Raw genomic sequence first — 22,653 nt, 5'->3', positions numbered from 1 at the left:
ATAGTGGACATGACCACATGGTGGATGGTCTTCCATCGCAATTTCCATGATTTTCGCAGCGGATTTTCCGACGGGACCATTTTGTGCCCCGTCCGCCACCGACGATTCTCCCTCGTCAGCCCTCGTCAGCCCTCGTCAGCCCTCACCGGCCCCCATAGCCCCACGGAAACCGCAGTTTCCTGCACCAGTTCGCACGCATATTGCCTCTTGTTGTCACAGAAGTTACCATCATGTGTCCCATCTGTGCGCGTACAATGAGGCGCAGTATTCGTAAGGGTTTCCATCACGAATCTCCGATCCGGCGCACGACCGGCTCGGTCATTCCCGCAACGGACGTCATCGACCCGGTGAGGTTTTCCGGTCCGACCAGCGTCCGCACCATGCGCCCGAGCCATGAGAGGGGCAAGACGTGACTGATCTGACGTTGATGACGTTCGCTAGCAACCCCGCCTCCGTGCTGCCGTCGCTCGCCCTGCTCTCCCACCGTGTGCGCGTCCTGCCGATGGACGCGGCCAGTCTGGTGAAGATGCCGGAGAACACGATCCTGTTCCTCGACGCGCGCGACGATCTGGCCACCGCGAAGACCCTGTGCAATCTCATCCACGCGTCCGGCCTGTCCACGCCGATCGTGCTGATCCTCACCGAGGGCGGCTTCACCGTCGTCAACTCGCAGTGGGGCATCGCCGACGTGGTCGTCTCGACCGCTTCGCCGGCGGAGGTCGAGGGTCGTCTGCGTCTCGTCTCCGAACGCGGCAACGCGCCCGCCGCGAGCGCGAACGCCGCCGCGGGCGACAAGGGCGTGACCACCGAGGACGGTCAGATCCGCTCCGGCGACCTCATCGTGGACACGAACGGCTACACAGCCTCCCTGCACGGCCGCCCGATCGATCTGGCGTACAAGGAGTTCGAGCTGCTCAAGTATCTCGTGCAGCATCCGGGCCGTGTGTTCACGCGCGCGCAGCTGCTGCAGGAGGTGTGGGGCTACGACTACTACGGCGGCACGCGCACCGTCGACGTGCACATCCGTCGTCTGCGCGCCAAGCTCGGCGGCGAATACGAGCATCTCATCGGCACCGTGCGCAACGTCGGCTACCGTTTCGACCCGCCGGACGAGGAGTCCGAGGAGTCGGCCGCCAAGTCCGCCGCGCGCAACGCGCCGAAGGACGAGTGATCGGCCGGCCGCCACCGCCCCGATCCTCCCGATATGCCACGCGAATCGAAGCGGGCCCGCGTCGCCCGCATGCACGACGAGTACGCGATCCTCACCGGACTGTTCCCCGAACCGAAGTGCGCGCTCGACTTCTCGACGCCGCTGCAGCTGCTCATCGCGACCGTCCTGAGCGCGCAGACCACCGACAAACGCGTCAACACCGTCACGCCGGAACTCTTCGCCCGCTATCCGGACGCCGCCGCGCTGGCCGTCGCGAATCCCGAGGACGTGGAGGACATCATCCATCCGCTCGGCTTCTACCGTTCCAAGACGAAGCATCTGCTGGGGCTCGCCGCCGCGCTCGACGAACGTTTCGGCGGCGAGGTGCCGCGCACGATGGCGGAGCTCACGAGCCTGCCGGGCGTGGGCCGCAAAACGGCGAACGTCGTGCTCGGCAACGCGTTCGGCGTACCCGGCTTCCCCGTCGACACGCACGTGATGCGCGTGACCGGACGCCTGCGCTGGCGCAGCGACTGGCGCGAACGTCACCCCGATCCGGTGGCGGTCGAGAAGGAGATCACCGCGTGCTTCCCGCCCGAGGAGTGGACGGATCTGAGCCACCGTCTCATCCTGTTCGGGCGCGCGGTCTGCCACGCGCGCACGCCCGATTGCGCCGACTGTCCGCTCGCCGCCACCTGCCCGTCCGCGTCGTAGCCGCCCGTCACGCGTAGACTGAGCCACATGGCGAATCACGGCAACGGCACACGCAATCCCCGCAACGGCAACGCCCTCGACGAACTCAAACGCTGGGGCGTCTTCCTCGGCGTCGCGTTGGCGCTCTCCGCGCTCGTCTGGCTCGGCTGGACGGTCGTGCGGGATCGCGACGTCGTCGCCGCGTTCGAAGGCGGCGCCACGGCGGGCGAATCCGTGACGATCGGTCTGACCGGCGTGCCCGACTCGCTCGACATCCGCACCGCATCCGGCGCGCAGTCCGACCGTCTCAGCCGCGTGCTCATCGGCAACGTGTACGAGACGCTGCTCGACGTGGACGACAAGAACCAGATCACCGGCGGTCTCGCGTCGAAGTGGGAGACGTCGGCGGACGGCAGGACGTTGACGCTCACGATGCGTTCCGGACTCACGTTCGCGAACGGCGACACGCTCGACTCGACCGATGCCGTGTGGTCGATCCAGCAGGCCGTGGAAGGCAAGTGGCCGGATGCGGATGCGAAGTTCAAGCGTCTCGCCTCCGTCACGAACCCGAACCCGACGACGGTGGTCATCGCGCTCAGCGAACCGGATCCGACGCTCACGCGCACGCTCACCGGCCGTCTCGGCATCGTCTACGATGCGGACGCGAACGTGAACTATGCGAAGCAGACCGCCGGTTCCGGCCCGTTCGCCGTCTCGTCGTTCAAGGACGGCGTGATGACGCTCAAGGCGCGTTCCGGAGGCGGCGCGAAGGTCGGCACCGTCACGTTCAAGTATTTCGCCGACGACGATACGTTGATGAAGCAGGCCGATTTCGGCGGATTCGACATGATCCTGCCGGATTTCGCAAGTTCCGCGGACGGGCTCGCCGGCGACGCCTCGTTCGCCACCGTGTACGGCGCCAGCACGCGCAAGGTGACGCTGCTCTACAACAACGACGCCGATTCGATCCTCTCCGACGTGCAGGCGCGGCAGGCGATGCGCCTCATGCTCGACAAGGCGGCGCTGGCGAACGGCCGCAAACAGGATGTGGAGCAGGTGCTCGGCGGACCGATCGGCCCGCTCGAACCCGGTTATGAGAACCTCACCTCCATCCTGCCGTACGACAGCGCGAAGGGACGGTCGATGATGAGCTACTTCTCCTCCGGATACGTCGGCACGCTGAAGCTCGTCACCACGGCCGCGTACACGTCGCTGGCGCAGGCGATCGCCGCGCAGTACCAGACGGCGGGCGTCGCCGTCGACGTGGAGACGGTCGACGCGGCGCAGCTCGACCAGCGCGCGCAGTCACGCGACTTCCAGCTCATGCTCACCGAGCTCGACGGCGAGGACGGATCGGCGATCTTCGCGACACCCGACTCGACGCCGCACTACACGAACGCGGACGCGCAGTCGCAGTACGCGGCGGCGGCGGGCGCCGCGAACGCGACGGACTACGCGAACAGACTGAAGACGTATGCGCGCACGGTGAGCGAGGACGCGGCCAGCGACTGGCTGTACACGAAGCGCAACGCGATCGTCGTGAAGAAGACGCTGAACGGCTACCCCACCCAGCTCACCGACACCCGACTGCCGCTGAAGGACCTCGCAAAACAGTAGGCGTTGTCACCTAAGCCGCATAAACTCGCCTGTATGACTGAAGCCAAATCCATCACGGCCAACCTCACCCCGCTCCCCGACCGCGTGGGCGTGGACGGCCTCGAAGACAAGTGGCGTGCCGTCTGGGACGAACAGGGCACCTACAAGTTCAACGACACCCGCGACCGCAAGGCCGTGTACTCCATCGACACCCCGCCGCCCACCGTGTCCGGCCACCTGCACGTGGGCCACGTGTTCTCCTACACGCACACGGACGTGATCGCCCGTTTCAAGCGCATGCAGGGCTTCGACGTGTTCTACCCGATGGGCTGGGACGACAACGGCCTGCCGACCGAGCGCCGTGTGCAGAACTACTACGGCGTGCGCGTCGACACCTCCCTCAAGTACGACCCGGACTTCAAGCCGCCGTTCGAAGGCACCGACGGCAAGAAGATCGACGCCAAGGACCAGGTGCCGTGCTCCCGCCAGAACTTCATCGAACTGTGCGAGAAGCTCACCGCCGAGGACGAGAAGCTGTTCGAGGCACTGTGGCGCAAGCTGGGCCTGTCGATCGACTGGTCGCAGACCTACCACACGATCGGCGAGCATCCGCGCCGCGTCGCCCAGAAGGCGTTCCTGCGCAACCTCGCCCGCGGCGAGGCCTACCAGAAGGACGCCCCGGGCCTGTGGGACGTGACCTTCCAGACCGCCGTGGCCCAGGCCGAGCTCGAATCGCGCGAATACCCGGGCTTCTACCACAAGGTGGCGTTCCGCTTCGAGGACGGCACCCCGATCTACATCGAGACGACCCGCCCCGAGCTGCTGGCCGCCTGCGGCGCGCTGATCGCGCACCCGGACGACGAGCGCTACAAGCAGTACTTCGGCCAGTACGTCTACTCCCCGCTGTTCAAGGTGAAGGTGCCGATCCTCGCGCACCCGGCCGCCGAGATGGACAAGGGCGCCGGCATCGCCATGTGCTGCACCTTCGGCGACGTGACCGACGTCGAATGGTGGCGTGACCTGAACCTGCCGACCCGTCCGATCATCCAGCGCAACGGCCGCATCGTGATGTCCGTGCCGGACTGGATCACCGACGAGGGCGGCAAGGCGATCTTCGCGGAGACCGAAGGCAAGACCACGTTCTCCGCCCGCAAGATCATCGTCGACCATCTGCGCGAGTCCGGCGACCTGGACGGCGAGCCGACGCCGACGAAGCGTATGACGAACTTCTACGAGAAGGGCGACAAGCCGCTCGAGATCGTCACCTCCCGCCAGTGGTACCTGAAGAACGGCGGCACCGACCAGAAGCTGAACGCCGAGCTCATCGAGCGCGGCCGCGAGCTCGAGTTCCACCCGGACTTCATGCGCGTGCGCTACGAGAACTGGGTGCACGGCCTCAACGGCGACTGGCTGATCTCCCGCCAGCGCTTCTTCGGCGTGCCGTTCCCGCTGTGGTACCCGGTCAAGGAGGACGGTTCGGCCGACTACGACCATCCGATCACCCCGTCCGAGGACATCCTGCCAATCGACCCGACCACCGACGTGCCGGCCGGCTACGACGAATCGCAGCGTGACGTGCCCGGTGGCTTCACCGCCGAGAAGGACATCATGGACACGTGGGCGACCTCCTCGCTCACCCCGCAGATCGTGACCCGCTGGGAGGAGCCCGGCGAGGAGAACCAGGCGCTGTTCAAGGCCACGTTCCCGATGGATCTGCGCCCGCAGGGCCAGGACATCATCCGCACCTGGCTGTTCAGCTCCGTGGACCGCGCGCACCTCGAGAACAAGTGCCTGCCGTGGAAGCACACGACCCTCTCCGGCTGGATCCTCGACCCGGACCACAAGAAGATGTCGAAGTCCAAGGGCAACGTCGTCGTGCCGAACAAGCCGATCGAGCAGTTCGGCGCCGACGCGGTACGCTACTGGGCCGCCGCCGCGCGACTCGGCCTCGACGCCACCTACGACGAGGGCCAGATGAAGATCGGCCGCCGTCTGGCGATCAAGCTGCTCAACGCGACGAAGTTCGCGCTGGCCATCGGCCGTGAGGATGAGAACCACCACGTCTCCGAGGCCGCCGAGGCGGTCTGGGATCCGGCCGACGTGACCGAGCCGCTCGACCGCGCCGCCATGGCCCGCATGGCGCTCGTGGTGCGCGAGGCGACCGCCGCGCTCGACCACTACGAGCACTCCAAGGCGCTTGAGGCCATCGAGAACTACTTCTGGCAGTTCTGCGACGACTACATCGAGCTGGTGAAGAACCGCGCCTACGGCACCGCCGACGCGACCGGCCACGTGCCGTCCGAGGCAGCCGTCAAGTCCGCGCGCACCGCGCTGGGCCTCGGCCTCGACGCGTTCACCCGCCTGCTCGCGCCGTTCCTGCCGTACGCCACCGAAGAGGTGTGGAGCTGGATGCACGCCGACTCCGGTTCGGTGCACCGCGCCGCATGGCCGACCCCGGACGTGTACGAGGCGGCCGCGTTCAAGGTGGCCCCGGAGCTGCTGAACCACGCCGGCGAGGCGCTGGCCGCGCTGCGCGGCATCAAGTCCAAGGCGAAGGTCTCGATGAAGACGCCGATCCTGTCCGTCACGCTGGGCGTGGCCGACGACGTGCGCGAATCGCTGGCCGGTGCGCTGGACGACATCGCCGAGGCCGGCCGTGTGGTGGGCAAGATCCACTTCGCCGCCGCAGCCGCCGCCGTCAAGGCCGTCAAGGAGACCGTCGAGGCCGCAGCCGCAGCCGCGAAGGACGCCGCCAAGGAGGCCAAGGCCGAGACCGAGGCCGCCGCCGAGATCATCGTCGAGGAAAGCGAACTCGGCGAGCCGCCGGCTAAGAAGCCGCGCAAGTAGTAGTAGGAGGCGGGCTTCCCCGGTCGTCCCTCGCGGCGGCCGCCGCTCGCTTCGCCTACGGGGAGTCCACCGGACTCCCCGCTTCACGGCTCAGCCGGTCAAGAAGCCGCGCAAGTAGTATCCTGCAGCCGGTTACAACCGGTAGCCGGTGCCGCAACATAAAGGGGTTGTCGGCCGGAATCGTGATGATTCCGGCCGACAACCCCTTCGCATATCACGGCTACAAAGAGCCCTACGCACTGTAGTGCGCATGGGCCGCGCGACACCCACGCCGCTGCATCCCCTCGCCCCCGCTGGCGGGGGCTCCCGGCGCGAGCCGGGTGGGGGTGGTTCCGCTGACAACACCGATGTCAGCCGGACACGGCGGCGATTCACCGCCGCCGACCACCCACCGGCGCTACGCGCCACCTCCCGCCAGCGGGAGGAAAAGCATTAGCCACATGCCCGCCAGACGGAAGGCCCATACCTCCCACCAGCGAGAGAAAGATGACCGTGCGGCCTCTATACACGTCACAATGCGAAGAACGCGCAGACGGTGACACGGAACCCGTGTCACCGAATTCAGATAATGCCCAAGAATCTAAAAAGTTCTAAAGAATCTAAAAAGTCTAAAAAAGTCTAAAACACATTTCCTTCACATTTGCGATTCAAAACCGCATACTCCGCCTCGCCACTGTTAGCCTTGCCCCAAACCGTGCGTCAGCCATCCGCTCGCGCGAGACGCTGGAGACGGGAATCGGGAACAGGGTCAGAAGGCGGGAATGACGAGCAGGAGGCGTGTGGAGGCCGTGCCGGAGTCCGCCGAGTCACCGACAGTCGAGTCACCGGCAGACGAACCCGTGACAGTCGAGTCACCGACAGTCGAGCCACCGGCAGTCGAACCCGTGACAGCCGAGTCACCGGCAGATACCCCCGCAGAAGACGACCCCGCGGCGGCCACGGGCAGTTTGGCTTGAAGAGCCGTGTCGGCGAGCAGCGTTTGGATGAGCGCGCCGGCATCGCCGAGCGCGGTCGCATCGTTGATGAGTTGGGTCGTATCGACGGTGAGCCGTGTACCGGAACCGCCCGCCGAACCGTTGGAACCGCTCATGCCGACATACGGCGACAGTTGCGTCAACGCGGACTTCGAAGACTCCGAGGACCCCGAAGATGCCGCATCCGCATGAGTCCCGGCACCGCCCGCACCCGACGAGCCATGGTTCCCCGCATCGTTCGTATCCGACGCACCGGACGCATCACCCGACTTCGCGGACGCACCGGACGAACCACCCACGCCGGGCACGCCGCCGGCGAACTTCAGCACATCACCGGAATCGGTACGCCCCGCGGTCTCGTCGATCACCGTAGTCGTCACATCACCCGCGGACGCCTTCGCGGCACGTCGCTCGGCGGCGGCAAGGTGCCGCAGACGCGTCGTTTCGGCGCGCGCCGCAAGCGAGGAATCACCCGTCATGCCACTTCCGACAAACCGACCGGCATCACCGGCGGTTCCAGCGCCAGTACCCGCGTCGCCCGTCACCGCCGTCGTCCCGGCAGTCCCGGCAGTTCCGGCAGTCCCGGCAGTCCCGGCAGAACCGGCACCCGCACCGGCAGCAGTCGCACCGGCCGTGCCGGTCCCAGTCGCGTCACCGTTCAACTCCCCCGCGAACCGCAGCAGCACCTGACGGTACGCACTGCCCGCGCCGGTACGCTCACGCGCCGCGGCGAGCGCGGCCATCGCCGCATCCACCTTCGCCGCGTCATCCGCGTGCGCACCACCGGCACCGTCGCTGCCGGAAGCATCACTGCCGGCACCGTCGCCACCGGAAGCACCCGCGCCGCCGATACCGAACTCCTTCGCGGTCGCCGCGTTCGCCTCGGCGGCATACGCGGACGCCCCCGCGGAGCTCCCACCGGTCAATGCGCTCAAATGCTTCGTATACGCGTCCGTGTACGCCATCGAATACGGGATCATCGCCTGGGACAGCTGCGACTGGCCCGCCGCATACGCCTTCGCGCCTTCAGTGGTCTCCTCGCCGGCGCGGCGGCGCAGCGTGTCCGCGAGACCGTCGACGCCCTGCGCGCGCACCATGCGAATCACCTGCTCGATCGCATCCGCGGCACCCGTGTGCTGATGTGCGGAGGCCAGCGCGTCGGTCGCACTCGCTTCGTCAAGCACCGCGGCGGCGAGCGGAGTGCCGCCGCTGAGCTCGCCGGCCGTGCCCATAAGCGCGGTCAGCTGCGTGCTCGATCCGATCGAGCCGGACAGATGATTCGTGTACGACGTGACGTAGGCGCTCATGTACGCGCCGAACGCCTTGTCATAGTCGGCTTGTTTCGCGGCGATCTCACTGGCGGCAAGGGAGCGTTCGAGGTCGCGCAGCGCGGTGAGTTTGTCGATGAGATCCTGATGCGCACCGGCAGCACCGGTCACGCCGGTCGCACCGCCAGAACCGGCAGAACCGGCAGCATCATCGCCATCCGAGCCGCCCAGCGACCCGTCGCCCATCGCGACGGCCTCGCCGGCGAGCGCCGACGCCCCGCCCGCGGAGACGACGACCACATCGCCCATCGTGAACTTCTTCGCGTTCATATAGCAGTCGATGCGGTCGCCGACGCGCATCACGGCGGCGACGACCGTGTTCGCCCCTTGCGTGGTGACGACGGCGTCGTGGTTCACGTTCACGTCGTCGGCGACGCGCGTCGGCACGGTGAACGCGACGAGCATGCGCTGCGATCGCACTGCGCGGGGCAGGTCGTCGTCGAGCGTGTCGGCTTCGAGCGTGACGTGTACGCCGACGAGCCCGCTGGCTCCGGCGACCGTCGCGCGTTTCACATTCGGCCCGTCGAGCGAATAGTCGATATGCGCCGCGATCGGCAGTTCGCGTTCGCCGGCGCGCACGCGCGTGACCGTCGCCGCCGGTGACGGCGACGTGCCAGCACCTCCCTGACCTTCCGCGGCTTCAGCGGAATCCTTCACGAGGTACAACGCGCCCGGGCCGCCGTCCGACGCGGTCACGGTGAGTACGTCACGGTCTACGATGGTGGGAACATCCGCATGGGAGGTGACCACCGTCGCGCCGACGGCCCCTCCCAAGACGAGCGTCGAAGCGACGGCGATCACGCAGGCGCACGCACACGCGCACGCCAAGGCACCCCGGCGTCGCGTTCGAATCTTCATCCGGGGTTGGGTGTTGCGGTTGCGCACGATCAGGCGAACACGTCCAGCACGCCCGGGTCGCCGCCGGCCTCGGCGATGCGCTGGTGGCGCTTCTTCGCCTCGGTGACGACGAATTCGCGGTACATCTCGGCGATGTCCGGATCGAGGCCGGCGGCCACGGCGATGCGGTGGAGGCGTTCGATCTGGTAGTCCTCGCGCTTGTAGTCGGCGGGGGCGAAGCCGGCGCGCGCCTTGAGCACGCCGACCTGCGACGTGTACTTGAAGCGTTCGGCGAGCAGGGAGACGATGGCCGTGTCCACGTTGTCGATGGATTGGCGCAGCGCTTTGATCTTCGCCACGGTTTCGGCGGTCTCGGGGTTCTCCGCGGCTTTCGCGGAGTCGATGACGGTGGCGTGTTCGCCGGGATTGCGGGTGACGGTGGCGCTCAGCCAGTCGCCGCCGTTCTCGTCCGCAGCATCCGCGGCGTCCGCGGATCGTTCGGGGGTGCTCGTCGTTTCAGTCATACGAGCCACCTTACTCCACTCTCGCGCAATGCACCCAGCGAGCCGCCTCACGCATACCGTCAATACCGGTACGTCAGTAGCGATAGTCCGGGCCGATGGCGAGGGCGTCGTCGTGGGTGCGGCCGGTGTGGATCGCCTCATTGACCTGGGCGATCTCGTCGGCCGAGTAGTCGAGCGCACGGCCGTCGATCTCGTTCACCGGAATCACCCAGCCGCCGTGCGTCATGTACAGGCGGTCGGCCTCGCGCAGTTCGGCGATCGGCAGTTTGCGGTATTCGATGGACTTGCCCTCCTGGCGCGCCCACGCGAACAGTTCACGCTGGGACGTGCCGTTGAGGATGCCGATTGACGGGTCGGGGGTCACGAACGTGTCGCCGTAGCGGGCCACGATCGACGAGTTCGGACATTCCATCGTGTAACCGTCCTCGGTGTAGAGCACGGCGTCGCCGACGCCGCGGCGCGCGCACTCGCGGTGCACGGCGCAGTTGAATGCGTAGCTCAGCGTCTTCGCGCCGTTGAGCAGCCACGGCGCGCGTTCGGTGATGTCGGACGGGTAGCCGCGCGTCATCGAGGCCATCGTGATCGGATCGGTCTCGTGCAGCGTGCCCTTGGCGTCGAGGAAGATGAACACCGTGGGCGTGCGGTCGGAGGCCTTGCCCACGCCGGTGTCGGGATCGAGGCCGCGCGAGACGATGATGCGCAGCAGCGGACCGGGTTCGGGGTCGTCATACGCGTCGATGACCTGCTCGACGCCGCGCGTGATCGCCTCGAAGTTCGGCTTGGGCAGGTCGACCATCGCAGCGGACTGGGCGAGACGACGCAGATGGTTCTCCAGCGAGACCGGGTAGCCCTTCCACACGGTCGTCGCCTCGAAGATGCCGTCGCCGCGCAGCACGCTCAGATCGAAGGCGTTGATGTTGAGTCCACTCGGATCGACCAGGGTGATGAGATCGGCGTCGCTCACCTTCTCATCGCCGAACATCGCTTTGCCGTTGCCCATTCCCAACACGATCGAACTCATCACAGTCCCTTTCTCTGATTCGACATGGCGGTTCTCACATCAGCGCCCAACCTAACCACGCATTGTTTCATGTGAAACATCCGATGTAGCACGACGGAAATGCAACGGTCACAAACGGACATGAACCGTAACGCGGTGCCGCCGTATCGTGGCGGACAACAGTGCGAACAGCAGTGCGCGCGACGCGAGAACGCGCGGAAACGGGGGACGCCATGACCGAAACAACCAGAACGACCGAAACAGCCGGGACAGCCGGAACGGCCGAAACAAGCCCGGCTGGCGCAATCACCGCAACATCGTCAGCCGTAGCGATGCCGTCAACCACAGCAATGCCGCCCACCACCACAGCCGCCGCAACTCCGGCGACGTCCGCACTCAACGCCGACTCCACCCCCGAGGCCGCACGCCTCGCCTTCCGTGACGGGCTCGTGCGCCCGACCTGCGGCATCGCGAAGGGCTACGCGCAGGCGAATCTGATGATCCTGCCGAAGGATCTCGCCTTCGACTTCCTGCTGTTCGCGCAACGCAATCCGAAGCCATGCCCGTTGCTCGAGGTGATGGAGGCGGGCGAGACCAAGCCCGCCACCTGCCCCGGCGCGGACATCCGCACCGACGTACCGCTGTACCGCGTGTGGGAGCATGGCGAACTCGTCGCCGAAACGCCCGACATCACCGACTACTGGCGCGACGACCTGGTCACGTTCGTGATCGGATGCAGCTTCACGTTCGAGTTCCCGCTCATGGAGGCGGGCGTGCCGGTGCGGCACATCACCGCCGGCCGCAACGTGCCGATGTACGACACGTCCATCGCCTGCCGCCCGGCCGGCGCGTTCCACTCGAACATGGTCGTCTCGATGCGCGGCATCCCGTCCACGCAGGTGGCCGACGCGGTGCGCATCTCCGGCTACTACCCGTCCGTGCACGGCGCGCCCGTCTGCGTCGGCGATCCGGCGGCGATCGGCGTGACCGACATCATGCACCCCGACTACGGCGACGCCCCGATCCTCGAGGACGGCGACGTGCCGGTCTTCTGGGCGTGCGGCGTGACCCCGCAGGCCGCCGCGATGGCCTCGAAGCCGCCGTTCGCGATCACACACGCTCCCGGCCACATGCTCATCACCTCGAAGCGCGACCTCGGCTACATGGTGTGACGGAGGCCTCCGGCGCACGACGTTCAGCCGCACGACGCACAGTCGCACGGTCCGCACGCGGACACGGATCACGCGAATCACGCGGATCACACCAATCTCGAAAGGACGAACACCCAACATGACCACCATCGATCTGAACAGCGACATGGGCGAAAGCTTCGGACGCTGGAAGCTCGGCGACGACGAGGCGCTGCTCACCGTCGTCTCCAGCGCAAACATCGCCTGCGGCTTCCACGCCGGCGACCCGAGCGTGATGCGCCGCACGCTGGCGAACGCGGCGGCGAACGACGTCGCGGTCGGCGCGCACGTCGCCTACCGCGATCTCGCCGGGTTCGGCCGCCGCTACGTCGACGTCGCGCCCGCCGAACTCACCGCGGACGTGATGTACCAACTGGCCGCGCTGGAAGGCATGGCGAAGGCGGCGGGCACACGCGTGCGCTACGTGAAGCCGCACGGCGCGCTGTACAACCGGATCGTCGCCGACGAAACGCAGGCGAAGGCGGTCGTCGAAGCGATGCGCGCCATCGACCCTGCACTCGCCCTGCTCACGCTGCCCGGCTCCGCGGTAGGCCGCGTGGCCGAGGCGGCCGGGCTGCGCGTGTTCCGCGAAGCGTTCGCCGACCGCGCGTACACGCCCGACGGCACGCTCGTCTCACGCCGCCTGCCGGGCGCGGTCATCGCCGACCCGGATGCGGTCGCCGCGCGCGTCTCACGCATGGTGACCGACGGCGTGGTCGAGGCGATCGACGGCACAGTCGTGCCGATTCGCGCCGACTCGGTGTGCGTGCACGGCGACTCGCCGGCCGCCGTCGCGCTCGCGAAGGCGGTGCGCGCGCGACTCACCGCCGACGGCGTCGCGATCCGTCCGTTCGCAGCGTTCGCAGCGTGAGGATGCTCATGATTCGCGCCACCATCTCCGGCAACCCGCCCGGCAGTACCTCCACCACTTCTTCCACCATTTCTTCCGACGGCGCATCACCCATCCGCGCCGACGATATGCTCGCGGGAGCATCCTCGCGCCCGCTGCGGTTCCTGCCATGCGGCGAATCGGCGATGATCGTCGAATGCGCCGATCTGGACGCGGCGCTGGAATTGTACGCGGCGATCGACGCGGCGGCCTTCGACGGAGTGACGACGGTGCTGCCGGCGGCGCGCACGGTATACGTCGCGTTCGATCCGCTGCTCGCGGCGACGAACGTGCACGGTTGGGGAACGGATGTGCATGGTTTCCGTGCGAACGTGCATGGTTCGGAGACGAACGTGCGGGATTTCCGGAGCATCCTGCAGTCGAAAATCGCGAACCTGCACGGTGAGGTGCTGAAGACCCGTGATTCCCGGGTCGTGGAGATTCCGGTCGTGTATGACGGCGAGGATCTTGGGAACGTTGCCAAATTGCTCGACATCAGCACCGAACAGGTGGTCGCACGACATGCCGGACAACCGTGGAAGGTCGCGTTCGGCGGGTTCGCCCCCGGCTTCGACTACCTCGTGGGAGGCGACCCGATCTTCGATGTGCCGCGCCGAAAAGCGCCGCGTTTGGCCGTTCCTGCGGGCTCAGTGGGGCTCGCCGGCACGTTCTCCGGCGTCTACCCAAGGGCCAGTTCGGGTGGTTGGCAGCTCATCGGCAGGACCTCCGTTCCGATGTGGAACGATGCCATGAATCCGCCCGCGCTCCTCCGCCCCGGCGACACCGTTCGCTTCACACCCGCACGCGCCGAAGCCACGGCGCAGGGCGTTCTTCAGCAGGACACCCCACACAATGCCTCGGAAAGACTACACAATACAGCCCCAACCATGCACGTTGCCGGTTCAACCATGCAGGACACCGGTTCAACCATGCAGGACACCGGCACCACGCCCGACGGCCCAACCATGCACGCTACCGGCACCACGCCCGACGGCCCAACCATGCACGCTACCGGCACCACGCCCGACGGTTCAACCATGCAGGACACCGGCACCACGCCCGATGCCCCCGCCCTTGAGGCCGTCAGCCCCGGTATCCTCGCCACGTTCCAGGATGAGGGCCGCCGCGCGCCCGAGATGGGCGTCACCGGCTCGGGGGCGGCCGACCCTCGTGCCTTCCACCTGGCAAACGAGCTGGTCGGCAATCCCGCCGGCACCCCGGTCATCGAACTGACCGGCGGCAACGCATCGTTCACCGCTCACGGCGACCTCACTATCGCGGTCACCGGCGCCCCGGTCCCCGTCACCATCATCTCCGCCAGCAACCCCCTACATCAGTCGGGTTCAGCCCCTTCCGCCCCCACCGGCAGTGCCCCGCGCAATCCGAACACCCCCTTCTTCGCCCCCGCCGGCGGGGGCTCCCGGCGCACGCCGGTTGGGGGTGGTCGCAAGCACGCCGCCCGCACTCCGGACCCCGCCTTCCCTATCACCCGGCAGGAGGCGTTCCTGCTGCGCGACGGCGAGACCGTCGCCATCGGCGCGCCGACAGCCGGCCTGCGCGACTACATCGCCGTGCGCGGCGGATTCGCCGTGCCCACGATTCTCGATTCCGCCTCCACCGACACGATGAGCGGCATCGGCCCCACCCCGCTACGCCCCGGCGACCTCATCCCTATCAATCCCTCGTCGGCAGGGGCCACGGCACGGCGACCATTCACCATCGGGCTCCCTCAGCCGTGGCCGGACGACCTGCCGCGCGCCGCCGCAACCAACACCAACACCAACACCAACACCAACACCAACACCAACACCAACACCAACACCAACACCACGAATATCACCGAACTCGCCGTCACCCTCGGGCCGCGCGACGACTGGTTCACCGAAGCCGGCATCGCCACGTTCCTCGGTACCACGTGGACCGTCACCGCCCAGTCGAACCGCGTCGGTCTCCGTCTCGCCGCTGCGGTAACCGCAGCCTCCGCATCGCCAGACTCCATGCCAGCCGGCACACCGGCCACACCAGCCGCATCGGCCACACCGGCCACGCCGGCCGCATCGGCCGAGCCGGCCACGCCGGCCGTCACACCCTACTCCCCCGTCATCGAACGCCGCGACCCGCACGCGGAGCTGAACAGCGAGGCGACGATTCCCGGCAGCATCGAGGTGCCGGGCAACGGGCTGCCGCTCATCTTCCTGCGCGATCAACCGGTGACCGGCGGCTACCCGGTGATCGCCGTACTCACCACAGCGGCCCTCACCACCGCCGGTCAGCTCCCGCCCGGCGCGCAAATCCGCTTCACCCTCCACGAAAGGACGGCATAATGCCCCAGTTCCAACCCACATCCACGTCAGCCACCCCAGCCACGTCAGCCACACCGACCTCAGCACCGGCACCCGCCTCAACCCACCACCGCCTCACCCGCGTCCTCATCGCAAACCGCGGCGAAATCGCGGTGCGCATCATCCACGCCTGCCATGACACGGGCCGCACGGCCATCGCCGTCTACGCCGACCCGGACGCGGACGCCCTGTTCGTCCATCTCGCCGACGAGGCCTACGCGCTCGACGGCGCGACCTCGAAGACCACGTATCTCGACATCGCCAAGATCGTCGGCATCGCGAAGAAATCCCACGCCGACGCCGTGCACCCCGGCTACGGCTTCCTTTCCGAGAACGCGGATTTCGCACAGGCGGTCATCGACGCGGGGCTCGCATGGATCGGCCCGAGCCCGGAGACGATCCGCATGCTCGGCTCGAAGGTGGAGGCGCGTCGCATCGCCGCCGACGTGGGCGCGCCGATGGCCCCGGGCACCACGGAACCGGTGCACGACCCGGCGCAGGTGGTCGCGTTCGCGCGCGAGCACGGACTGCCACTCGCCATCAAAGCCGTGTATGGCGGCGGCGGGCGCGGCCTCAAGGTCGTCCACGAGCTCAAGGACGTGGAGGAGGCGTTCGTCTCCGCCACGCATGAGGCCGAGGTCGCGTTCGGCAACGGCGACTGCTTCATCGAACGGTTCCTCGCGCGCCCGCGTCACGTGGAGGTGCAGGTGCTCGGCGACCGCGCCGGCCGCGTGGTCGCCGTCGGCACGCGCGACTGTTCGTTGCAGCGCCGCAATCAGAAGCTCATCGAGGAGGCGCCCGCCCCGTTCCTCGCGCCGGAGACCGAGAATCGGCTCAAGCGCGCGGCGGTCGCGATCTGCGAGCGCGCGCGGTACACGAGCGCCGGCACGGTCGAGTTCCTCGTCGACCCGGACGGCACGATGTCGTTCATGGAGGTGAATACGCGTATCCAGGTCGAGCATCCGGTCACCGAGGTGACGAGCGGCGTCGACCTGGTCGCCGCGCAGTTCGCGATCGCCGAGGGCGCGAGCGTCACCGATGTCATCAACACTGCACGCACCGCCAACGATGTCAGCGTCACCGACGCCGCCGAAACCGCCGCCACCGGCACTATCGACGTTCCCGCCCACGGCCATGCGATCGAGTTCCGCATCAACGCGGAGGACCCGTCGCGCGGATTCGTCCCGTTCCCCGGCACGATCGACGGCCTGCGCGCGCCGAGCGGCCCCGGCATCCGGTTCGACACGGGCGTCGCCGCCGGTTCGATCGTGCCGGACCAGTTCGATTCGATGCTGGCGAAGCTCATCGTGTGGGCGCCGACGCGCGAAGCGTGCCTCACGCGCGCCCGTCGCGCCCTCGCCGAACTCACGATCGACGGCGTCCCGACGGTCAAGGCGTTCGACGAGACGGTCCTCGACGACCCCGATTTCACCGCAATCCCCGCCGCCGGCCCCGCGGACACCGCGCGCGCCACCACCGCCACCGCCACGCACGACGCGACCGCCGACCCCGAACCCGCCCCCGATCCCGCGCGGTTCCGCGTCTACACGCGCTGGATCGAGGAGGATCTCCTGCCGCGCACGGACACCGCAGCGCTCGCGAGCGGCGTTCCCGGCACGCGCGGCGCGACGCCGCGGCCGGTCACGGCGTGGATCGAACTGGACGGCCGGCGTATGCGGCTCGGCCTTCCCGCCACGCTCGCGGCGTCGCTCGCGGGCGCCGGCGGCATCGCGGGCGCGACGGTCGGCGCAGGCGGGTTTGTTGCGGGCGCCGCGAGCGCCGCGGACACGACCGCCGCCGACGCACGTCCCGCCGGCGCGATCGTCTCGACGATCACCGGCACGGTGGTCCGCTGGCTCGCCGACGACGGCGCGACGGTCGCCGCGGGAGACCCGGTGGTCGTGGTCGAGGCGATGAAGATGGAGACGGAGATCGACGCGCCTGTCGCCGGAACCGTGCGCCGGCGCGCCAAGCCCGGCGACAACGTCGCCTTCGACGACGTGCTCGGGGAAATCGTCTGAGGAGACACACCACAAGGGAAGGGGAATCATCATGGACAGCAACGCATCGTCGATCGCGAATCTTACGAGTTGGCGCTTCTACCCGCGCATCGCGAGGATCGCGAACCTCGCGGGCCGTGACGTGGGCCGCGGCTCGGAGACACTGATGACGTTCTCGCGCGGCGACCTGTTCCGCGCGGCGCGTCACCTCGTCACCGGCAAACCGGCCAAGGCACTGGTCGTCACCGGCTTCTACATTCCGAAGGCCGCCGTGCCGGCCGCCGAGACCGACGGCCCGCTGGGCGCGCTGGAGGTGTACATGGCGTTGCGCGCGATCGGCGGCGACGCATGGCTCGTCACGGACGAATGCTGCGAATCGGTGATCCGACCGAGCGCGGCCACGCTGCTGCCGGACGATCATATCCTCATCGCACCGGTGCGCGACAGGTTCGACGGTTGGATGAACGGCGTCATCGACCTAGCGAAGGCGAACGACATCGACACGATCATCTACATCGAACGCGTGGGACCTGCGGCGGACGGACATCCGCGCAACATGCGCGGCATCGACATCACCGAATGGACGGCACCGCTGAGCCGGCTCACGCAACTGCAGCTGCACACGATCGGCGTGGGCGACGGCGGCAACGAGATCGGCATGGGACGCGTGGCGGAGTATGCGATCGAAGGCGTCGTCGACCATGGCGAGGCGATCGCATGCCGTGTGGCGACGGACGAACTCATCGTGTCCGGCACGTCGAATTGGGGCGCGCACGCGCTCGTCTGCGCGATGCGCGCGATGGGCAAACCGGAGATCGACCCGTACCTCAAGGCGGACTGGCATCGCGGGACGTTGGAGACGATCGTCGCGCATGGCGGCCTCGACGGCGTGCATATGACGAACGTCGCCACCGTCGACGGTCTCGAACCGGAACGCTACTACGCCGAGATCGACGCGTTGAGCGCGCTCGCGCACTGAAGAGCCGAGCCGACCGGACCGGCCTCGGGGCCAACATGCCAACGGAAAAGCCGGGGAGAACGTGCTGTTCACGTTCTCCCCGACTTCGTTTCGGGCTACCCCGATGCCGGCACCGAACCGGACGACCGGCCCGGGAGTTCCGGGTCACGCCTTGGGCACGGAGCCCTCCTGCGCGTGGTCGAACACCGGCTTGTTGTCGGCGCCGAACTTGTAGATGCCGATCGAGGCGGTGGATGGGTCATGCGCGTCGTTGAACGGTCCGATGGACGCCTGGCCCTTGTACTGGATGTCCTTGCCGTCCTTGAGCAGGGCGAGGCACGCCTGGTACGAGTCGCACTTCTCGCCGCCACCCACGCCGGACACGGCCGGCAGGTTCTCGGCCACGGTCTTGCCGTCGGTCGCACCGCCCTTCTGCGCGGCGAGCGCGGCGAGAATCACCGCATCATAGGTTTCGGCCGCGTAGGTGAAGTCCTTGACCTTCGGGTCGATCTTCTTCACGCGCGCCTGGAACTCGTCGGTCGGATGCGCGCCGGGGATGGTGCCGACGGTGCCTTCGATCATGCCGGATTCGAAGTCTTCGGAATGGTCGACGGTGTTGCCGTCGGTCATGTACAGCTTGTGCGTGTCGATGCCGGCGGTCTTGAGCGCCTTGACGAGCGAGACGGTCTGGTCGAACGCGATGACGAGCACCGCATCCGGGTTGGAGGCCTTCACGGCGGTGGCGATCGAGGAGAAGTTCGTCTCGGTCGGGTCGAAGGTGTCCTTCGCGCCGTAGACGACGTTCACGCCAGCGTCCTCGACGGTTTTGACGACGACATCACGCAGCGACGTGCCGTACTCGTCGTTGAACACCGTGATGGCGAGGTTCTTCACGCCCGCCTGGGCGATGACCTGGCCGAGCACGGCACCCTGCACGGTGTCCGGCGGAATCGTGCGGAAGAACATCTTGTCGAGTCCGCTGAACGCGGTGGAGGTGGCGCCGTTGGAAATCATCGGCACGCCGGCCGCGGTCACCTGCTTGTAGCTGTTCTTGACGACGGAGCTGGACGGCGGGCCGATCACGGCGGACGGGTTCTTGCTGAGCACGGATTGCGCGGCGGACGTGTTCTGGTCGGCGTGGTCGGCGTCGGACGTGTCGGCGGTGACCGCGGTCGCGTCCTTGCCGAGCACACCGCCGGCCGCGTTGATGTCGTTGACGGCGAGCTTCAACGTCGCCACGTTGGACGGTCCGATGTACGCCCAGGAGCCGGTGATCGGGAACAGGCCGGCCGCCACGAACGACCCGGAGCCGCCCGAACCGGAGTTGGAATCGCCGCTCGCACCGGTCGACCCGGTGGAGCCGCAGCCGGCCAGCGCCATCGATGCGGCGGCGACCAGCGCCGTCAACGCCATGATCCTGCTTCGCGCCTGATGTGTGTTCTTCCTCATGACCTCATCACGTTCCTCTCTATGCGCCGTCGTGCTGAATGCGGACGACTGGTGATGTCGGGATTCGCGCTTGTCGATTCGTGTGAATCGTTCGCTTGAATCTTGGTTCCCGACGGTACGAGGTACGTGATTCGGTGGCGTTGTTCCCGTGTAACCGGCTGGTGACGCCCGAAAACCCACGGAAACGCGGGGCGCTCGCCCGTAATGCTCTCGAAACGAGCCGCCCCCATCCGTAACATGCCGGCCTTTCCCGGCTCGCTACTGAGCGTTCCTGCCGCGTTGCGCGCGGGCCGCCTGCAGCTCCTCTTCGAGGCGGGTGATGCGCGTCTGGAGTTCGATGATGTACGTGGACTGCTGGTAGATGATGAGGTCGCGCAGATCGAAGCGTTTGCCTTTGGACAGGCTCAGGCTGTTCTTGGTGAAGTCGCGTTCCATGAGAGACGCGACGGGCGCGCCGAATTCGCTGAACGGCGAGATCGGGTCGTCACCGGCTCCGTCGCCGTCCGCGCCGTCGCCGCGTTGCGCCGCTTCGACGAGCGCGTCGTTGCGCTTCCAGCGGGCGAAGCAGCGTTCGATGCGCTTGGCGCCGATGAGTGTGGAATCAAGTCCGGCTCTGCGGAAGATGGCGGTGGGTGATTCTCCGGCGAAGTACCGTCGCAGACAGTCGATCTTGAATCCGGTGGTGTAGGTGATCCGCATCGAGTCCACGTTGCGCACCGCCGGCAGCGTACTGAGATAGGCCACCTCCTCTGGTGTGAACAGGTCGCCCGAATGATGGGTCGTCATTGACGTCTCCTTGGTATGGTCTCAGCAACGAGTTGACCACCCCGCCCACACATCACTGGCGGGCGAGGCGGTCATGTAGTAGTCGCCTTCCCCCTCGTCCCCGCTGGCGGGGACTCCCGGCATAACCGGATGGGTGCCACCCGACTCCGCGGGCGGGGACTCCCGGCATAACCGGATGGGCACCACCCCGCCCCCGCTGGCGGGGGCTCCCGGCGTAGCCGGGTGGGGGTGGTTGGCACGCGGCGCCCGTCAGGCGCGCAGCGCGTTCTTCGCGGCGCGGGCCTTCACGGCGATCGTCGCCGCGGCGCCCGCGAGCAGCAGGCCGAGCACGGTGAACAGGGCGATGCCCGCGGCACCGGTCTTCGGCAGCTCGGTCACGTTGCGCACGTTGATCACCGAGTAATCGGTAATCTCGTTGCCGGCGTTGTCACCGGTACGGTTATCCGCGGAATCCTTGGCCAGGCCATAGAGGTCGGTGCCGTCGAAGTACACGGCCTTGCCGCCCTTGATGGTGACCTGGAACTCGGCCTTGAAATTGGCGAAACCGGTCGGCACCTGGGTCTCCTTCACCTGGTAGCGGCCGTCGGCCAGTCCCTTGAACTCGACCTTGCCGTTCGCGTCGGCGGTCGCGGTAGCGGCCGTCGGCGTGACGGGCACGGTGGCGTCGGTCGCGTCATCGTCGTCGGCCTCGATCGAGAACACGGCGCCAGCGAGCGCGGTGCCGTCCGCGGCCTTCTTCGTGAAGGAGAACTTGCCGAGGGTGAGGTTGGTGTGGTCCTTGGCCTCGGTGCCGTTGTTGTTCACCGTGACCTCGTTGGTCACCGGATCGGTGTCGGCGGTCACCTTGGCGGAGTAGGTCACGGTGACGGTCTTGCCGTAGTAGGGCTTCGTGTTGTACGCAGTATTGGCGAGCAGCTTGGCGAAGTTGATCGTGAACGACTTGGCGGTGCCGTCCGCGTTCGTGCCGGCGGCGAACTTCGTGGCGGTGGCCGCGTTCTCCTCATCGGTCAGGCCGGTGTAGGTCAGCTCGTAGTCGGTGCCGGCGGTGAGCTTCTCTTCGGCACCATTGGCACCGGAGTTGACGGTCACCTTGACGTCCTTGTTCACGTCTTGGCCGGCGCCCGGCGTATCGGTGAGCGTGAACGTGTAGTTGGTGAAGCCGGTGGTGACGGGCAGCTGGGTGGTGAGCGTGTAGTTCACGGTCTGGCCGGTGGAGACGGTGTCGTCCTTGTCGTCGGTGGACTTGTCGATGGTGATGACGTGGTTCTTGAGCGCCACCGAAGCGCCGGTCGTCGGATCGGTGATGGTCTTGGTGGTCTTGTTCAGCGTGCCGGAGGAGACGACCATGGCCGCGGACTGCGCGGTCAGCGGGCCCGCCTTGGTGGTGTCGTCCTTCACGCTCGAAGCGGCGGTGTCGACGAACAGGTACACGCCGGCCGGCAGCGTCACGGTCTTCTGGAGATCATCGCCGGCAACGTCCTTCAACGTCACCTTGGACGCGGCATCGGTCTTCAGCGACTCCGCGACCGCGTTCTTCAGCGCGTCCGCGAACATGCGGGTCGTGCCTGCGTTCCACGGCTTGTCAGCGGACAGGTCGAGACCACCGGCCCCAAGACCCATCGCGTACGCCATCGGATCGCTGCCGGCCGGCACGGTGATATTGGCCGAACCCAGCGCCGTCGAGATGGCGTCCTTGTGATCGGCCACGGTCTGCACGCCGTACGCGGAAGCGGTCGTATCCGTGGTGTCGGCATCGTACTGGACGTAGTCGGCGAGCTTGTAGTAGTGCAGCTCACGACCGGCCCACTGGTCGGCGCTATCCACGGTGAACGTGAACGTCGCCTCCGACGTCACGACACCGTTAGCGTCCGCGGCCACGGTCGTGTCGGCCGCGTTCGCGGTGGTCGCGCCGAGCGCGAGACCTCCGAGCATCGTCGCCGCGGCGACGATACCGGCGAACAGTTTCCTCATCGTCATGATGATTCTCCTTCTTCGGTTCTTTTCCTTATTCGAGATACGTATGTGTTACGGGGGTGGGCGGAGCCACCGGACCACCCCCAGTCATCCGAAGGATGACAGCCCCCGCCAGC

General features: G+C 67.4%; 15 protein-coding genes. 9 read left to right on the top strand and 6 right to left on the bottom strand.

Annotation, left to right across the window (positions count from 1 at the left end; translation table 11 throughout):
* The first annotated feature begins 427 nt into the window (after positions 1–427).
* From AC1AYR_RS06500 to valS, 4 genes are read left to right on the top strand one after another with little or no spacing between them, the layout of a single operon-like run.
* Positions 428–1,171, top strand: a complete 744-nt coding sequence (locus tag AC1AYR_RS06500; protein WP_476512034.1) for a winged helix-turn-helix transcriptional regulator — start codon at positions 428–430, stop codon at positions 1,169–1,171.
* A gap of 33 nt (positions 1,172–1,204) precedes the next feature.
* Positions 1,205–1,864, top strand: a complete 660-nt coding sequence (nth, locus tag AC1AYR_RS06495) for an endonuclease III (protein WP_476512005.1) — start codon at positions 1,205–1,207, stop codon at positions 1,862–1,864.
* 27 nt (positions 1,865–1,891) lie between these two features.
* Positions 1,892–3,460 carry an ABC transporter substrate-binding protein gene (locus AC1AYR_RS06490; RefSeq protein WP_476512004.1) on the top strand — a complete coding sequence of 523 codons (1,569 nt, stop codon included), beginning with the start codon at positions 1,892–1,894 and terminating at the stop codon, positions 3,458–3,460.
* A gap of 33 nt (positions 3,461–3,493) precedes the next feature.
* Positions 3,494–6,286: a valine--tRNA ligase gene (gene valS, locus AC1AYR_RS06485; protein ID WP_476512003.1), complete on the top strand. Its 2,793-nt coding sequence runs from the start codon at positions 3,494–3,496 to the stop codon at positions 6,284–6,286.
* Positions 6,287–7,034: 748 nt separating this feature from the next.
* On the opposite strand, the gene AC1AYR_RS06480 is transcribed toward valS, so the two are convergent.
* From AC1AYR_RS06480 to AC1AYR_RS06470, 3 genes are all read right to left on the bottom strand, one after another.
* Complete coding sequence (locus tag AC1AYR_RS06480; RefSeq protein ID WP_476512002.1) at positions 7,035–9,446, bottom strand: hypothetical protein; 2,412 nt, start codon at positions 9,444–9,446, stop codon at positions 7,035–7,037.
* Between the two features lie 29 nt (positions 9,447–9,475).
* Positions 9,476–9,949 carry a chorismate mutase gene (locus AC1AYR_RS06475; protein WP_476512001.1) on the bottom strand — a complete coding sequence of 158 codons (474 nt, stop codon included), beginning with the start codon at positions 9,947–9,949 and terminating at the stop codon, positions 9,476–9,478.
* A 73-nt stretch (positions 9,950–10,022) separates the two neighbouring features.
* Positions 10,023–10,970: an aminodeoxychorismate lyase gene (locus AC1AYR_RS06470; protein WP_476512000.1), complete on the bottom strand. Its 948-nt coding sequence runs from the start codon at positions 10,968–10,970 to the stop codon at positions 10,023–10,025.
* Between the two features lie 329 nt (positions 10,971–11,299).
* Between AC1AYR_RS06470 and AC1AYR_RS06465 the strand changes: the two genes are divergently transcribed.
* The 5 genes from AC1AYR_RS06465 (at position 11,300) to AC1AYR_RS06445 (ending at position 18,349) form a co-directional block, all read left to right on the top strand.
* Complete coding sequence (locus AC1AYR_RS06465; RefSeq protein WP_476511999.1) at positions 11,300–12,121, top strand: putative hydro-lyase; 822 nt, start codon at positions 11,300–11,302, stop codon at positions 12,119–12,121.
* 118 nt (positions 12,122–12,239) lie between these two features.
* On the top strand, positions 12,240–13,010 hold the full coding sequence (locus tag AC1AYR_RS06460) for a LamB/YcsF family protein (protein WP_476511998.1): 771 nt from the start codon (positions 12,240–12,242) through the stop codon (positions 13,008–13,010).
* A gap of 8 nt (positions 13,011–13,018) precedes the next feature.
* Positions 13,019–15,352, top strand: a complete 2,334-nt coding sequence (locus AC1AYR_RS06455; RefSeq protein WP_476511997.1) for a 5-oxoprolinase subunit B/C family protein — start codon at positions 13,019–13,021, stop codon at positions 15,350–15,352.
* A gap of 131 nt (positions 15,353–15,483) precedes the next feature.
* Complete coding sequence (locus tag AC1AYR_RS06450; RefSeq protein ID WP_476511996.1) at positions 15,484–17,391, top strand: acetyl/propionyl/methylcrotonyl-CoA carboxylase subunit alpha; 1,908 nt, start codon at positions 15,484–15,486, stop codon at positions 17,389–17,391.
* A gap of 31 nt (positions 17,392–17,422) precedes the next feature.
* Positions 17,423–18,349: a glutamate cyclase domain-containing protein gene (locus AC1AYR_RS06445; protein ID WP_476511995.1), complete on the top strand. Its 927-nt coding sequence runs from the start codon at positions 17,423–17,425 to the stop codon at positions 18,347–18,349.
* Positions 18,350–18,493: 144 nt separating this feature from the next.
* Here AC1AYR_RS06445 and AC1AYR_RS06440 read toward each other — a convergent pair whose 3' ends face one another.
* From AC1AYR_RS06440 to AC1AYR_RS06430, 3 genes are all read right to left on the bottom strand, one after another.
* Positions 18,494–19,777, bottom strand: a complete 1,284-nt coding sequence (locus tag AC1AYR_RS06440; RefSeq protein WP_476511994.1) for an ABC transporter substrate-binding protein — start codon at positions 19,775–19,777, stop codon at positions 18,494–18,496.
* A 258-nt stretch (positions 19,778–20,035) separates the two neighbouring features.
* Positions 20,036–20,563, bottom strand: a complete 528-nt coding sequence (locus AC1AYR_RS06435) for an HTH domain-containing protein (RefSeq protein ID WP_476511993.1) — start codon at positions 20,561–20,563, stop codon at positions 20,036–20,038.
* A 249-nt stretch (positions 20,564–20,812) separates the two neighbouring features.
* Positions 20,813–22,540, bottom strand: coding sequence for a SpaA isopeptide-forming pilin-related protein (locus AC1AYR_RS06430; RefSeq protein WP_476511992.1), 1,728 nt, complete (start codon positions 22,538–22,540; stop codon positions 20,813–20,815).
* Positions 22,541–22,653: the final 113 nt, after the last annotated feature.

The organism is Bifidobacterium sp. LH_417 (genome assembly GCF_056357035.1).
Note: the sequence above shows the minus strand (reverse complement) of the source record. Positions and strands in the feature narration are given on the sequence as shown.